The organism is Bythopirellula polymerisocia (assembly GCF_007860015.1).
In the GTDB taxonomy this organism is placed as follows: domain Bacteria; phylum Planctomycetota; class Planctomycetia; order Pirellulales; family Lacipirellulaceae; genus Bythopirellula; species Bythopirellula polymerisocia.
On record NZ_SJPS01000004.1, the window covers coordinates 703,886 to 719,490 of the forward strand.

Annotated in this window: 12 protein-coding genes; 6 read left to right on the top strand and 6 right to left on the bottom strand. The window is 52.7% G+C overall.

Features of this window, described 5'->3' with window-relative positions; translation table 11 throughout:
* Window positions 1-3 precede the first annotated feature (3 nt).
* Complete coding sequence (locus tag Pla144_RS15605) at window positions 4-1,632, top strand: hypothetical protein (protein ID WP_146451598.1); 1,629 nt, start codon at window positions 4-6, stop codon at window positions 1,630-1,632.
* Between the two features lie 4 nt (window positions 1,633-1,636).
* Window positions 1,637-3,214 (top strand): hypothetical protein, encoded by a 1,578-nt coding sequence (locus Pla144_RS15610; RefSeq protein WP_146451599.1) that lies wholly within the window; start codon window positions 1,637-1,639, stop codon window positions 3,212-3,214.
* 7 nt (window positions 3,215-3,221) lie between these two features.
* Here Pla144_RS15610 and Pla144_RS15615 read toward each other — a convergent pair whose 3' ends face one another.
* Window positions 3,222-4,550: a condensation domain-containing protein gene (locus Pla144_RS15615; protein ID WP_146451600.1), complete on the bottom strand. Its 1,329-nt coding sequence runs from the start codon at window positions 4,548-4,550 to the stop codon at window positions 3,222-3,224.
* A 154-nt stretch (window positions 4,551-4,704) separates the two neighbouring features.
* On the opposite strand from Pla144_RS15615, the gene Pla144_RS15620 reads away from it, so the two are divergent.
* Window positions 4,705-5,475 (top strand): enoyl-CoA hydratase/isomerase family protein, encoded by a 771-nt coding sequence (locus Pla144_RS15620; protein WP_146451601.1) that lies wholly within the window; start codon window positions 4,705-4,707, stop codon window positions 5,473-5,475.
* Between the two features lie 95 nt (window positions 5,476-5,570).
* Here the strand turns inward: Pla144_RS15620 and Pla144_RS15625 are convergent, their stop codons facing one another.
* The gene (locus Pla144_RS15625; RefSeq protein WP_146451602.1) at window positions 5,571-6,167 is read right to left on the bottom strand and encodes a hypothetical protein; all 597 of its coding nucleotides are present in this window, start codon (window positions 6,165-6,167) and stop codon (window positions 5,571-5,573) included.
* A 194-nt stretch (window positions 6,168-6,361) separates the two neighbouring features.
* Between Pla144_RS15625 and Pla144_RS15630 the strand changes: the two genes are divergently transcribed.
* Window positions 6,362-7,321 carry a S1/P1 nuclease gene (locus Pla144_RS15630; protein ID WP_197530724.1) on the top strand — a complete coding sequence of 320 codons (960 nt, stop codon included), beginning with the start codon at window positions 6,362-6,364 and terminating at the stop codon, window positions 7,319-7,321.
* Between the two features lie 259 nt (window positions 7,322-7,580).
* Complete coding sequence (locus Pla144_RS15635) at window positions 7,581-7,937, top strand: SpoIIAA family protein (protein WP_146451604.1); 357 nt, start codon at window positions 7,581-7,583, stop codon at window positions 7,935-7,937.
* Between the two features lie 32 nt (window positions 7,938-7,969).
* On the opposite strand, the gene Pla144_RS15640 is transcribed toward Pla144_RS15635, so the two are convergent.
* Window positions 7,970-10,192: a glycoside hydrolase family 2 protein gene (locus Pla144_RS15640; protein ID WP_146451605.1), complete on the bottom strand. Its 2,223-nt coding sequence runs from the start codon at window positions 10,190-10,192 to the stop codon at window positions 7,970-7,972.
* A gap of 170 nt (window positions 10,193-10,362) precedes the next feature.
* On the opposite strand from Pla144_RS15640, the gene tnpA reads away from it, so the two are divergent.
* Complete coding sequence (gene tnpA / locus Pla144_RS15645; protein ID WP_146451606.1) at window positions 10,363-10,797, top strand: IS200/IS605 family transposase; 435 nt, start codon at window positions 10,363-10,365, stop codon at window positions 10,795-10,797.
* A 201-nt stretch (window positions 10,798-10,998) separates the two neighbouring features.
* On the opposite strand, the gene Pla144_RS15650 is transcribed toward tnpA, so the two are convergent.
* The 3 genes from Pla144_RS15650 to Pla144_RS15665 all read right to left on the bottom strand — a co-directional run bounded on the left by Pla144_RS15650 (window position 10,999) and on the right by Pla144_RS15665 (window position 15,581).
* Window positions 10,999-12,462, bottom strand: a complete 1,464-nt coding sequence (locus Pla144_RS15650) for a porin (RefSeq protein WP_146451607.1) — start codon at window positions 12,460-12,462, stop codon at window positions 10,999-11,001.
* 261 nt (window positions 12,463-12,723) lie between these two features.
* The gene (locus Pla144_RS15655; RefSeq protein ID WP_197530742.1) at window positions 12,724-14,562 is read right to left on the bottom strand and encodes a hypothetical protein; all 1,839 of its coding nucleotides are present in this window, start codon (window positions 14,560-14,562) and stop codon (window positions 12,724-12,726) included.
* A gap of 47 nt (window positions 14,563-14,609) precedes the next feature.
* Window positions 14,610-15,581, bottom strand: a complete 972-nt coding sequence (locus tag Pla144_RS15665; protein WP_146451609.1) for a YybH family protein — start codon at window positions 15,579-15,581, stop codon at window positions 14,610-14,612.
* Window positions 15,582-15,605 lie beyond the last annotated feature (24 nt).

Here is a 15,605-nt window from a genome sequence, read left to right on the forward strand (position 1 = left end):
GCGATGAAAGATTTCATCAGTTTGCTATTCGTTACGATGGTCCTCAGGGGACTACCTGCAAATGCGCGCGAACCCTCGCTCACTACTCTCGTTCCAGCCAACGCGATTGCATACATTGCGGCACCAAATCTGGGACAGCTCGACTCCGGATGGACTGCAACTGGTTTTGCGGACCTCTGGCGAAGCGAGGGCTTTGCTGATTTTAGGAAGACTTTCTACGATGCATCTCGACTAAATCCAAACAGTGATCTTTCACTCCTTGGAATAAATTGGCAACAACTGCTGAGCGTTTCCTCAGGTGAAGCGTGTTGGGCGCTAGTGCCGTTAGACGACGAAGTAGGCTTTCTTTTGCTCGTCGATGTCGCCGAACACGCTGCTCAAGCTGCAAAGCTCATTGCTGAGTTGCGACAGAAAGCACCTTTCCGGATCTACTTCCTAGAAAATGGTGTCCTAGGCATCACCAACCGGCAAGAGTTAACTAAGTCACCAACCGAGATCCTAGCGTCGAACGAACAATTCATGGCCATTGCGGCACACACACACTCCACCACCGCACAGCTCACCTGGTACGTCAAGCCATGGGCAATCCAATCGATCGCCTCTCGATCCGGTTCAAATGAAGAAGGCAAGAGTTGGCAACAACTTGCCGACAACGGTTTTGAGGTAGTCCAGGCAGAGGGAGGTGCGATAACTCTCGCCACGGATAAACATGACGTCGAGCACAATTGCTTCATCTACTCCCCCGGCCAGAAGGAAAAAGCAGCGCGACTACTCAATTTCCTGCCTCTCAAAGACGAAAGCCTTCCGAACTGGATCCCTACTGAAATCGACTCGGTCTCATCGACTCAATGGAATCTTGCCGGTGCACTCGCAGGCTATGGTTCGTATTTCGACGCAACCTATGCCGAGGGAATTGATGGCACATTCGATGCCGTTCTCGATGACATTCACCAGGAGACGACCGGCCCGCAGGTCGACATCCTGGCACTTCTGGAGATTCAGTCCGGACCAGTGCTACGCCTCACTAAGACGTTGCAGAACGGTCTCACGGCAGTAGTTTACGCGGTAAAAGTTACCGACGAAGCGAAAATGAAAGATGCCCTCTTGCGGATGTTCGGCCCCGACGAAGAGGTTGAGAAAAAAAGTAGAGGCCAGTTCAAGTTGTGGGTCTTTAAGGATATCCAAGACGATCCCGATGCTGGTGAATCAATGGGACCCGATCTCGCCGACTATGCTTTGACAGTTGCCTGGAACTACTTCTTGGTCTCCACATCAGAGTCAGCCCTTGAAGCGCTCCTTGATGCTAACACGACCCCTCGGGTGGTCCACGATGAAACCGAAGACCCTCTGGAGAGCCTCCTGAAGGATCATAGTTCCGAAAACACAATCAGCGCCCATAATTCGCCGAGCGCTGCCGGACTCCGCCCCGCCTTCGAGGGAATCCGCACGCGTGGCTCCGTCGACTTGGGCCAACTTCTGGGAGATCCTGAGGACCCACAACACCTTCTTGACTTCTCTACACTCCCCGAGAGTAATACCCTCCCAAGATTCATTGCTTCTGGTTTCGGCTTTGTCAATCAATCAGAAGATGGCTGGCACTTGCAAGATTTCGTAGATAAGAAAGTGAAATAACACCATGATTCGAGTTCATTTATCCGCTGGCTTTGTGCTATTGGTATTACTAGTTTGTGCAGCCGTTGCCAATTTGCCTGATACTATCAATGCTCCTGCAGTCTCGATTCCGACAGATACAGTTCCGGCAGAGCCAGCTGGTCAACTGCAAACTGATGCGGCTCCAGTAGAACCAGTGCCCTCTGATCCGGTGCCAGTAGACGCAGAGCAAGTTGATACGGTGCCCGCTGACCCAGAGCCAGTTTCGACCGAGCCTATTTCTCCCAAATACCGCTTTCCTAATGTCCATCTAGATGTCTCTGAGGAGCTGTTGAACGCCGCGCTCGGCTCCAATACTCGTACATGTGGACCTTTCAGTGAATGTATCAGAGGTTCGCGCTACAGGGGCACGAGCACCAGAGATGCTCAGTTCAGCATTCAGACGTTGCCTGCGGAAGACTCGGTCGCACTCAACCTCGCCTGGGATGCCACTGTCAATTCCAAATCTCATACGACTCAGCGACGAACTACCGTCTCCAGTGTTGGCACCACTTATATCAAAGCCAGTAAGAATGCTACTTTCGAAGATGATGGCTGGCACGTCCAACCCACTCAGGCAACTGCGAAGTCCAGTTCGCGCATCACTGGTATTAGCAGCAACCGTATTCTCGGTCGACGTATTGCCGAGAGCAGAGCCCGTAGTGCTGCATCTCAGCAGAGCGGAGCAGTGAACTACAGCGTCGCACGTCTTGCCGAACGCCGGACTCGCTCAGAGTTCGACAATCAGACGGACGAAATGCTCGCTTCCTGGGAACAAGACCTGGATAGCAACTTCCGCGAACCTCTCACCGAACGCGGCCAACTGACACAACTTGTGTCGAAGCGATCTACCGACGACCGAGTTGAGCTTGCCTTTCTACAAGCGCAAGATGACGAACTTGGAGCCGTCACCGAACTCTCAACTCCACTCCAGCAACAGGCCTGCGATTTATTCTTGAGCCTGCACCAATCTGCTATAAACAATTTTACTGATGGAATGTGTGCCGGCCGTCTGTTCCGGGAAGACGAGGTTGCCGATTTGCTGGAAGAGCGCCTTGGCTGGAAGCTAGCGGGACTCGAACCGGATGACTTGTCTAAGGTATGGTCGATCGACTTTGCCGAGGAGAAACCTCTCCGCTTCAAATTCCACAACGGCATCGCCAAGGTCACTCTTGAGACTCGTGGGTTCACAGTCGGCGATCAGCAAATCCCCGGCGCGCGGCTGCAAGTTGCCTACGAACTTAGTACCGTCAGCGGAGAACTTCTAGGCAAGCGTCAAGGTCGCATCGAAATTACGCCATTGTCTGCGGAGAAAGACGATGAAAAGGTTGGTGTGCGTTTTCAAGTCTTCCGCAGCATGCTCCGCCGTCGCTTTGAGCGAGTCTTTCCTGAAGAATTCGTACTTGAGGAGTTTCCCACTCCTGCGTCATGGCCGACTCATGCCGCTCTTCATTTCGCCACCGCTTCTGCTGAGGACGAGTGGCTCCAACTTGCCTGTGATCTCCCAGGTAAAGAGGCTACACACACTGCAGGCTTGGTTGCTAAAAATTCGGTCACGGAATAATAGAGGCCTACGATTTCAAAATTCGACGGACATATGCGTCCAACAACGCACGGGCTGCGGTTTCGTCGAGTTCGAGTGGGTCCCAGTGAAGATTTATGGTCGTCGTGTAGGCGTAGTTGGCCACGATGATGGAGACCCGCGTCCCAGGCCTCACGGGTGGCACGCCTGTGATTTGCTCCAATACCGCGCCCCCTGAGATCCACTGTCGATGCTGGTGCTCAAGCGGCAATTTCGCCAGTGCTCTACCCGAGTTGCTTAGAACCGCTGTTGCGAACGATTTGTTCCCCCGCAGTACTCGCCGAATGAGTGTGGGAAATCGGCAGGCGTATCCCAGTCCGCCGATAAAATAGAGCGGCAAGCGCCACTTCTTAACGGCTTCCAGTTCCTCACGAATTCCACGCAAGAGGGCTCTATCATCATTACACTGACTCGCCTTGCGGTCTAGGAACCAAAAGCCTAGCACGTTCGCAGCAGGTAGCTTTTGATCAATTCGCGTCCGCAAACTTACCGGCACATTCACTACCAGCCGCCGCTGGTCGCCTCCATGCTTGCGATTCCATTCGCTTAGCGCCACCAGGAACTCTGTCAGCAATAGATCGTTGATACTCGCATCAGCCTCATTCGCTCGCGACTGTAAACGACCACGATCTTCTTTGCTGAGCACATGAGTGATGTATCCGAGGTCTGTCTGGTTCGCTGGCTTTGTGTTCTGGCTATGCGGAGCCGCGACTATTGCCGGCTTACACATAAGTCGGCTTAACCAGAATCGTGCCGTCCGCAGGGCATCTCGCCAATTCGGCTTGTATCCAGCTTCTGTGAGCCCATAGTCAGCACGCATGATCAGCCGCTCCGGTTCTAGCGGCTCAAGCTTTACATTTGGCTCATTGCCTGCGACGGCAGAGTCGTAGGCCACAAGTAGGTCTGCTACGAACTGCAACGCACCCAAGGCATCGCAACATGCATGATGAAATTGCAGCACCAATCGACTTCGCTCTGCCGTAGTCCTGGCCCAAACACGCACGCCAATTTTCTGAGCAAGATCAATGAATCTCCCGGCGGCATAGTCGATTGGCGTCAAATCATCGTGCCAATCAAGTGGCAACAACTTTTCTTGCGATGCGACCCACTGAGGAAACTTGGCTGAAACATCGAGATTTGCATTCAACAGCGGATGGCGATCCAGGCAAGCAAGAATCGCGGCCTCCAGCGGTTCGCGCTTGAGCGGCCCGCGAAACAATAGTTCCAACGGAAACGTTGTCGGATATTCTGGGCGATCGTCACACCAGTAGTAATACTCGAACGGTGTTAAGGGCAAAGGAAACAGCTCTTCGGCCATGGCTTTCTCTGCCCGTGTGGGCCAAGTTCTCGCTCGTTTTGAGGTGTCGTCTAAGCAATAATTGCCTGACACCGATTGTGTTTGTGGTTACAATATTAGTTTACTTGCCATCGCAACCCCGCCGGGGGAAAAAGTCCTTTCTTCAGGAATTACTATGCCGATCGACTACGCTTGTCAGGGCGCCGTAGGCTATATCACGCTTAACCGACCACCCGGAAACAACTACGATCTGGCTGGCATGGAAGAGCTTAACCGTGCGATTCAAGCCGCCGCTAATGATACCTCATCACGGGTGGTCATTCTACGGAGCGGCATTCGGGCGCTTTTTTGCTTGGGGGCAGATGTCGGTTACCTCAGCGAGGCCGCTCTGGAGAATAACATCCACCTTGCCGAGTGTGCCCATGCCACCCTGAGCAGCATTGCCGAAGTTCCCAAGCCATTTATCGCATTGCTCGAAGGTCACACACTCGGTGGGGGCCTGGAAATTGCACTCGCATGCGACTTTCGGTTCGCTGCGAAAGGAAATTATTTTATTGGCCTCCCGGAAGCGGGGTTAGGCATCATGCCTGGAAACGGCGGGACCCAGCGACTGTCTCGCCTTGTGGGTCCTACCAAGGCCCTCGACCTGCTCTTCTCTGCTCGCCGACTCAATCCAAGCGAAGCCAACGAATTGGGAATCGTCGATCATTTGTTTCCGCTGGCGGAAGCGGCTCGCAGCACGCACGAATATGCCGAACGGCTCGCCGCAGGTGCGAGCACAGCCATCGGGGCAATCAAACTTGCCGTCTGGCAAGGCATCGAGCGTCCCCTTAGCGAAGCCTTGACGATTGAGAAGAATCACGCCACTCCATTGCTTACCAGTCCTCAATTCCGTGAAGGTTTGCAGGCTTTCCTCGAAAAGCGACCTCCGAAGTTTCACTCATGACGCTCTAATCAGCTCACTATTTCAAGGGATGAATCGCCCCTGGCCGTAGTTTTCGTTTTTGCGTCCTCCAGAACCGCGTTGCGTTTCTTCGAAGATCACGGAAGCGGATGTTGTTCTGATAGCTTCGTATCCATCACCGCATAGATGAAGACGAACACCGCATAGAAGCTGACAAAGAAGCACCAATAACTGGCACCGCTGTCGGTGAGAAGAAAACTTACTGTTGCCCAGAACCAGCCCCATGACACAATGAGCAAGCTTTGCCAAAAAGGCCGCCACCAGAGCAAAAAGGGAGTGCCGATCACAACCGCCCACAGTCCGAATGCCCAAGAAAGGAATACAGGTGGGTTCTGCGGCGACCACCAGTTCAGATGGCCTTGTGGCGTCACCAGGGTATGGGTTGGGTGATAAATAATGCGGGCAGTGACAACCATGAGTAACCCAGCAACGAGAAGCAGGAAAAATGGCAGGCGACGCTGTCGCAGGGGCACAACAAATGTCGAGCCGAACAGCGGTCCCCAAGCTTGAGCCAATAGAGCTAACGGAATCAGACCGACGGTTATTAATTGGTTTATCGTTCCGTGCGGCAAAGGTCCGTCGAGCCACAACACGGCCTCGACCCACTGCATGGCGGTGACTCCCATCAGTGCTACCGCGGCAAACTTGAGCCGCGGTTGTTCATGTCGCAGCAAATAGGCAGCAACACCATAAGAACAACCGCCAGCAACCAGACTAGATGTTGCATCGAAACAGATACGATTAGCCCTCCATCTTTCTCTCACCCGCTCTTGCGGGTATTTTGCTATTATGAGCACTTGGCATCGCAAGTAAAAGCGTCCTGTTAATGCAGTTAGAATACGAGAAAAATGCGAACGTGAAACCTCTAATGAGATTACTGCTGGGTGTATTAGCTCTTCTGTCTGGATCTTCCGATCGGGCGTTCGCCTGGTTCGAATCGGGTCATCATCTTATTGCCTTAGTAGCTTTCGATCAGCTCACAGTCGAAGAGCAACAGCAATTGCTAGAAATTCTGGCTGCACACCCGCGCTATCGAGAAGACTTCACCCCACTGGCTCCGATTAAGAATGTCGACCGCTGGCGGATCGGGACAGCAGCTTATTGGCCAGACATAGCCCGTGACCAACCGAATTACAACCGACCAACGTGGCACTACCAACTCGGGGCAACGCTCACGATCGGCGATCCAGCACAAATGCAAATTCCCAAAGCGCCTGGCCCCTTGCCTTCGGGTGTGTCTCTTGAAACTCAAGAACTCTACATTGCTCAGGCTTTTGAATTGTGTCGGAATGTCTTGCAGTCTAATGACGCCACACCTGGAGACAAAGCGATAGCCCTTTGCTGGCTTGCACACTTGGCAGGCGATGCTCACCAACCTTGTCATGCAGGAAGTCTTTACGCAGGGGGGCTCTTCCCGGAAGGGGACCGCGGCGCGAATCTGATTCCAACTCTCCAGCGGGACAATATGCATGCCCTATGGGATTCACTGTTAGGTGCGGAATATGACGAAGTTGAGATTGCAAATAGATTGCAAACAATCAGTGATGATCCTCGCTACGCTAGGTTTGGTCAGAAGTGTCTGGAAGACTCTAGTGCTTTTCACCCATTGTGGTGGCTAAGCGAAAGCCGCACCTTGGCAAAAGAATTCACTTACTCCCATGAAGTCTTAGGGCCTCTCCAAGCTGCGATGAGAGAGCAGGTTAGATTGCCGACGCTTTATCTCTCTCAGAGGTACATTGATTTCGCTGGCAAGCTAGCCAATGTGCGAGCGATCCAAGCTGGCTACCGCCTGGCAGAAGTTTGGCGGGAAGGATTGAGGAGCCCTTGAAACGTAAAATTGTAGAGCCTCTTTTGCTCCTCTCTCGGGTCTCTTTGCCAGTTTGCAGTCACAATCGAGTTGCTCGCCGAATCGGTGTAAGTTCTCGCAGGCCGAGTTTTTTCAGCTCTGCCTGAGGGAATGCCACCCTTGAGTACAGGGTTACAACACATAGCTGAATGAAAATCGGGAGAGTGACAAGTGAATGGTATTAGCTTATGCTATGGCTATCTCGTTCTACTGTCCCACGAACCTGAAAGGAGTGTTATTCATGATCGAACAAATCAAGCACGATTCTGAAAAAGTTCTAGGCTTCAAGCTTTCGGGGAAGCTGCACGACGAAGACTACAAGACATTTGTGCCCACGGTCGATGCCGCGATTGCCGAGCAGGGCAAGGTACGAATGTTGGCGTTGTTCGAAGATTTCCACGGTTGGGACATGCACGCCTTATGGGATGATACCAAATTTGCCACAACCCATTGCACTAAGATTGAGCGAATCGCTCTGGTCGGTGACAAAAAATGGGAAGAGTGGATGGCGAAGGTCTGCAAGCCTTTTACGATGGCGAAAGTCAAATACTTCGATGTCCACCAGATTGACGACGCTTGGAAGTGGCTTGACGAGTAGTGGAATCGTTTAGATCATTTGCAGTTGGCCTGCTATTGCTGATCTTGTTCGGTGGCAATCTCTAAGCCAATATCAATATACTGGCCGCCGCCGGTCTGATGGCAGTGGACAGCCAACACGTTTTTGCCATCTCGCAATGCTATCATCGAGTTGTCTTTCGTGGGCAATGTCACGTATTCATTAACGTATTTAGGGTATTCAGTTAGCAATTGGCCGTTGAGATATACTTCAGAATCTTCATCGTGATGTATCCGCAAATAAAGCCGGCCATCTTTCGGCAGTGAATCGATTTGAAACGATCGCCGCAGCCAGATGTCGCTTGTGTCCCAGTTAGTCCTGACGACGGCACCTGGCGTTCCCTCGGTGCCGAAACCTCCCTGTCCACTCTGCCAGCTTGAATCATCGAAATCGGTTTTCTTCCAGTCTAATACTGGTTCGGTCGTCGTGAAGCTCCACTCCTGAGGGATCTTTTCGCTTGTCGGTGCCAACACAGACAGAGTCGGAGGCGGACCATAGAGCCGTTTGGCGGCCGCAGCGATCTGATCGGGATCCATTTTTTCTAGTTTACGATCGTAGGTGAGCATTCCATTCACCTCGATCTCAACGTCGGATGTCTGTGTATAGACAGCGGCTGACAACCCTTCTCCAATCAGGAATCGCATCGCATCGAGCAAGGCCACGTAGGCGTCGGTTAATTCATCCTTCGTTTTGTAAGAGACGTATCCCCAATTCGACTGGTCTTGCCAGGTATGCCCCGGGATGGGCAGACCTAAGCCACCAAATTCGCCGAGGACCACAGCGCGATTCTCTTCGATTGGCCTCATGCCTGGGCCAGGGTAGTTGTGCATATCAGACATTTGGCTGCTACCGCGGTCATGCCACCCGCTTGCTTCATTCACGGGCCGTGTGGGATCGTATTGTTCCAACCAGGCCACGACCTCGGGGGTATCGTGCTGCCCCCAACCTTCATTGAAAGGTACCCACATCACAATCGACGGATAATTGTGCAAGGTATCAATCATTGCCTTTAGTTCGCGGCGGTAGTTGGCTTTACTTTCAGGAGTCTTATCGGCATCACCAGAAGGCATGTCCTGCCACACGAGCAAACCCAGTTTGTCGCACCAGTAGTACCAGCGCGCAGGTTCATACTTGGTGTGCTTGCGAGCCATATTCATGCCAAACTTCTTGGTCATCTCTATATCAAAAACAATCGCTTCATCGGTGGGGGGCGTGTACAACCCGTCAGGCCACCATCCTTGATCGAGCGGACCGTACTGGAAAAGCACTTCGTTATTCAAGAACAGGCGATTAATCCCCTTGTCGTCCTTGCGGACCTCGATCTTGCGGAGCGCACAATAGCTCTCAACCGAGTCAGCAACTTCTCCACTATCCAAGAGTTCGACTTTGAGATCGTACAGGTGGGGGGAGTCGGGAGACCACAACTTAGGCTTCTGGAACTTCACTTTAATCGCTTCACCGACCTTGCCTTCGGCTTCAGAAGTGCCATCCTGGTCACTAGCGATTATTCTCACGCCCTCACCGCCGATAGCATTCACAGTGATGAGTACGGTACTGGTATCCACATCTGGTACGATCTTAAGAGAACTGATGTACTCATTAGGGACAGACTCAAGCCACACAGTTTGCCAAATTCCAGTGACCGCCGTGTACCAGATCCCTTTTGGATTGAGTACCTGCTTGCCGCGCGGCTGAGTCCCAGCGTCCGTCGGGTCCCATACGGCTATCACAATTTCGTTGTTTCCGTCGTGTACCGAATCGGTAATGTCAATGCTGAACGGATCAAAGCCACCTTCGTGTTCGCCCACTTGCTGGCCGTTGAGCCATACGGTGCATTGCCAGTCTACCGCTCCAAAATGAAGCAGCAGGCGATTTCTCCCATTTGAGGGTGCATGCGAAAACTGCCGACGATACCAAAGTGTTTGGTCAGGTGTCACTGCCCTGGCCACACCACTCAGCGCGGATTCGACCGCAAACGGAACCAGAATTTTCCCATCCCATGTTTGAGGCTGAGCATCACTTCGCGGACGGATCGCATAGTCCCATAGTCCATTGAGATTCGTCCACTCGGATCGCACCATCTGCGGGCGAGGGTACTCCTGCCAGACGTTTTCGGGCGAAACGTCCTTCGTCCAGCGAGTTGCGAGGGGTGCCTTAGCAGGTTGCCAATCCGCGGCAACGCACCGAGTCACCATACAAGCAAGCAATCCGATGATAATTGTGAATTTAAAGGACATCAAAGAGGCAGCTCCAATGGTTCATAGATGAGACATCTGATTTCAGCCAGGACTAATTCAAATTCGTAAACTACCAGCTCTGCTGGTGCGTACCCAATAGGCTCCGCCGTTCCCGGAGTATAAACAGGATCCTCTTGAGGAAGGCCCCGAGGGGCTCAGGAGGATCCCCAATGAAAGACTGGCGTAGCCAATCCCATGTGAAGTGGGACTGCAAGTATCATGTAGTGATTGTTCCAAAATACAGGAGGCGCAAGTTTTATGGAAGTCTTCGCGGGGAGATCGGAAAGATTCTCCGCGATCTTTGCCGGCAGAAGGACATGGACTTGGTGAAGGGTAATGCATTGCCTGACCACGTTCATCTGCTGTTGAGTGCTCCCCCGAAATACAGCATTGCCAACACGGTGGGATTTTCGAAGGGGAAGAGTGCCATTCGGATCAACCGAGACCTCGAAAAAGTGAAAGGAAACTTGTACGGACGAGCGTTTTGGTCACGCGGCTATTGCGTGAGTACTGTGGGACTGGATGAAGCGATGATTCGAGAGTATATCCAGAACCAGGAGAAACATGAGCGTGACCAAGAACGCGGATTATTTGACATAGACTAAACCAAGTGGCCCCTTTTAGGGGCCTTCCTCATACTACCGGCTCTGCCGGTAGTTATTGATTTAAGAATGGAGAGAAAACTAAAGCGAATAGCTTCTTGAGGAGACGACATTTGCAAGTCGAATGGTAAAAATTAGCAGTCGCCAAATTGCCGGCCTATAAGCCAAGTAGCTGACAATAGACCACGGCCAGGCCAGAAATTCCTAGAAGGCAAATTGAATTTGCGAACGAAAGAGCCACCCGATGTCGCCGGGCGACATGTCCAAGGAGGCAGAGTCGATGGGAGCTCCATTGATATAAGTTGCATCAGCCGTCAGCTTGGCATTCTGTTCACGAATGTACCAGGCAAAACCACCTGCGATCTCTTCAGAGCTTTGATTTGCGACTCCCAGCGTTCCAGAGTTTCCATCAACGCGCGACCATCTCGAAAGTAATTCGAGTTTACCCGGTACGATGAATTTGCCGAGCTGAAACCAGAATCCATGATCGAATAAGTCGGGGATTGCCCCTCCCTCGAAGTCATTGATATTGCGAAAATAATATTCAAATGTTTGAGACCATCCCCGCCACTTACAAGAATGATTGATCGAGTAGAGATTGACCGTATATTGATCGATATTGGCTGGAAGTATTGAGGCAAGAGTCTGCCCCGAGTCCACGACGCGACTACTATCGAATTCAGTACTGCCACTCTTATTGATCGCCGAGTTGGCCCATCCTGCTCCGACGCGTGTTGCCAGCGTTTCATGCCATTCGAAATCGGCCAATTCACCGTATCCCCATTCTCCAATTGGATAGGCCATGGCTCGCGCAGAATAAGCGAAGTTGTCGTCTAGTTGGCCGCTACTGCCAGTCTCGGCGCCACCAGTCACCAGTCCATTGAATATCGCGGTTTCCCAGTGCCAGGGGATGATTAATCCATCTACAGTTCCGTACAATCCCCAGGCCAAACTGCGGTTGGCATCGAAGTACATGCTGGCCATTGATCGGTCCGTGAATTCGAATTCGCGACCAGAGAGATAGCGAGCTAACGAAAAGGGAATCTTGTATTTGCCGGTTTTAAATCCGAGTGTTCCCTTTTCATATCCCAGTCGATGGTGGCCTACATCGTAGGTCATATAATAATCCAGCAAGCGAAGATTGTCCCCGCTGCTGCTCCTACCATCTAACTGAACGAAATATTCAAAGTCGGGAGTAAAGGCGCTGCCAGAGAAGACAATCCGAGCTCGCTTCAATTGAAACTGATTTTGATTCGGATTCGCGCCTTCCGATTCAAACGTGGTATGCCTCAATTGACCCCAACCATTCAGTCGCATGACAAAGGGAAATTCGTCATCGCCCAAATCGAGATCCCTCTCACTGGCTAGTACGAAGCCATTATCGTATCCGCATCTTACCTGGGTAAACCACTGATAATCCCCCGAATTTGGATAGTAATCTGAGTAGGAAGCCAAGCTTACGTCGGACACATCTGATAATCCTAGTGACTCAATTTGGGTGCTTGTTTGCTGAGCGGTTAATGGATCAGAAACTTCTTGAACCGTTTCTGCAAGCGCAGGCAGCGGGACGAATTCTTGCGCGGAAGAGGTGGAGAACCATCCGCCAAGGGCAGCCAATCCCAAAGCGATTGTCCATCGAATTCGTTGGTATGCGAACGATGACTTCATGGTCAGCAATCACTTCATGCAAATCGAGAATAGAAAGAGCGATAAATGGGCGCGCAGGAGTGCCCAGCCACCATTTACGTAATCGGCATAATCACTAGATTTCCTGCAGTTTGACAGCACGCAGTGCTAGCAAGTGGATGCTGCCATGCGACAATGCCGCTAAACTGCAATCGCGCCAGCCACAAGAACCCCTCCCCCAACCTACGGGGAGGGGTGATGTGTGTACGACAGAAAGTGTGGGAAACCCCGCGAACTCTGAGGCTACTGGTCTTTCTGCTCGTCAAGTCTCACCATCAGCCACTGCTGGGTTGTCCCATCTTCAAAGTGGATCAACGCAGGCGCAGTATCTTGCGTCAGATTGCTGATGCCTGTCTCCATCAAAGGCCGGGTTTGATCCACAATGGTCCAGGCTGCTCGCTGGCTTTCCTTGTCGACCATACCTTCGATAGACTGGACAGAATCCGTGGCTGTATTTTGGAACGAGCCAGAGAGAATGCCTTCCTTGCTGACCGACAACTGGATGAACATCGTGGGGTCTTCGTCAGAATTCTCCCCATCGTTCGTCAACGCAAACACACCCAAGGACATCCACGAATCTTCAGCCGGCTGAACATCGGGGACGCTTGTAGCAATTTGCTCCGCTTGATAGGCGTATTCGTCAGCAGAGCAGAGCGGCTCGTTGTTGTAGTAAACCGTGTCTCCTTGATAGTAGACATTGTCTCCATAATTGTAGTATCGAGGTTCATTCCACCCCCAAGGCATCCAGCTAGCAAGTGCACCGTATGTGGCGACTCCCCAGTAATTGAAGCCTTGACGGAATGGGTAGTGGACATGGGGATATCTTCCCCACCAATTGTTTCCATACCAACCACGGTATCTACCCCAGTTGTTATGGATGTTGGCATTGATGTTTGTGTAGTGATTGCGTCGCCAGGAATTCCATTGATTGTTATCACCGATGTGGCCAGGGCGATGATTTCCTCCGCCATGTTCCCAACCAGGACCTCCGGGTCTGCCGGGTCGATCTCCACCACCTGGCCGTCCAGGTCGTTCACCGTCTCCACCACCGGGTCGTCCTGGTCGATTGCCATCTCCACCACCCGGTCGTCCGGGTCGATCACCGTCTCCACCACCAGGCCGTCCGGGTCGATCACCGTCCCCACCACCCGGTCGGCCAGGTCGATTGCCACCCTCTCCCTCACCCCCGCCAGGCCTACCTGGACGATTGATCCCGCCACCTTCACCACCGCCAGGGCGACCGGGGCGATTGATTCCGCCTCCGTCACCGCCGCCAGGACGGCCAGGACGGTTTATTCCACCACCGTCACCCGCACCAGGGCGACCCGGTCGAGTTCCAGGTCCAGCCGGAAGCGTGGTTGCCCCGCCCCCGGGACGGTTGTTGAAGAAATCATTGGCTGCACCTCCCGATGGTCGGCCAGTGCCAGGTCTTCCGGGTAGAGTTGATGGCCTGCCACCGGTCGAGGGCCTATTTGCAAGCGAAGGTCTTCCCCCTCCACCGCCGCCAGGTAGATCAAGAAAGTTGTTCAGATCTCCCCGCGATGGCCTTCCACCCGTGTTGGGGCGACTAGCCCCGCCACCGAGTTGCGGTCGATTCCCACCCAAATTGGGACGTTGTCCAGGAGCACCCGACCCAGGCGGACGATTTCCCAGATTAGGTTGATTGCCAATGTTCGGTCGGCTGCCGAGATTAGGGCGATTTCCAGCACCCCCACCTACATTTGGTCTACTTCCTGGGTTCGGGCGACTTCCCAGATTCGGTCGGTTGCCTGCTCCTCCACCAATGTTTCCACCAACATTCGGTCGGTTCACTTGTGGCCGCTGAGCGGGTCGCTGAGTTGGGCGAGGTGCCGGTCGACTTACACTGGGCGCGCGGTTCATGGCGGGACGTGCTCCACCTCCTCCGCCACGAGAGATCCCTCCACCACCGCCACCGTCACGCATTCCTCCTCCGCCACCACCACCACCGTGGAAACCACCTCCGCCCCCACCTCCGCGACCACCGCGGGCCATAATATCGCCGACCGAGTAGGTCAAAAAGGTGAGTCCAATTGCCAGTGTCAACAGAATATTTTTATTCATCGAATTACCTTTCTTGATTTGATCGAGCATCCAATAACAGTGTGCAATTACTCAGCAGACCCATTCTGTTCGAGATATTCATCCTCTCCAGGTTGGTCGCGAACTATTAGCACTTCCTCGACATTTGGCAGTAACTGACCCCCGACCTGCCGGCTTACAGATTGCCAAGTGAAGGAATCCTCGTCCACAGGTATTACGATGTTCACCGACGATGATTTTTCACCCGTCGGTAATGTTCCTTTGGAGTGAATTACCCACTGATCTCCCTCGTGGGTCCAGGTTCCCTCGGCAAACCCGCCATGGGAATCGAACACCCAAGAGCGTATTGATTTGGCAGCGGCATCCCAGCCAATGACTTGTACACCCGATAAATCGATCTGATCCCTGACCACCACTGCAAAACTACGAGTCATGAAGTTGTTGTTCTTCGTCCACTTGCACTCGGTCACGATGGAGGAGTCCTCGTCCCCATCGACCCAGGAGCCAATCATCCACTCCAGTTCCTTGAGCTGTTCATAGTTGGAAGGAGGCGGGGGCGGTACCTCAGACTCTGACAACCGGTCAATGAGCCACTTCCCGTCGCGCTTCACATGCACGGCAGAATAAGCCGTTACTTCGGGTTCTTCATCCGGCAGAATCACTGTAGCTCTGCCAGTTTCGATAGCAACGTTGGGTGATACAAAATCGATCGAGTCGATTGTCACTTCGATCTTGATATCAGGTGTGGCCGCAAATTCTTCTTCGAATTGGGCCGTGATTTCTTCCAGGCCGACGATTCCGTCACCCGTGATCGGATCCATGTAGACCGCCTCTGGTGACCACATCTCCGCAACGGCTTTCGCATCCCGTTTGTTGTAGGCCTCGACATAGGCCTCGGCATTGGCGCGAATCGCTGTCTCATCGGGGCTGGCTTGTTCGCTTTCCTCCACTTTCAATTCCTCTTCCTGTCCCCAGCAAAAACCTGGGAGTGGAAGTCCAATTAATACTAACGCCAGAAGCCAAAAGAATGATCTTTTCATATCCTATCTCCACTGATAAGGAAT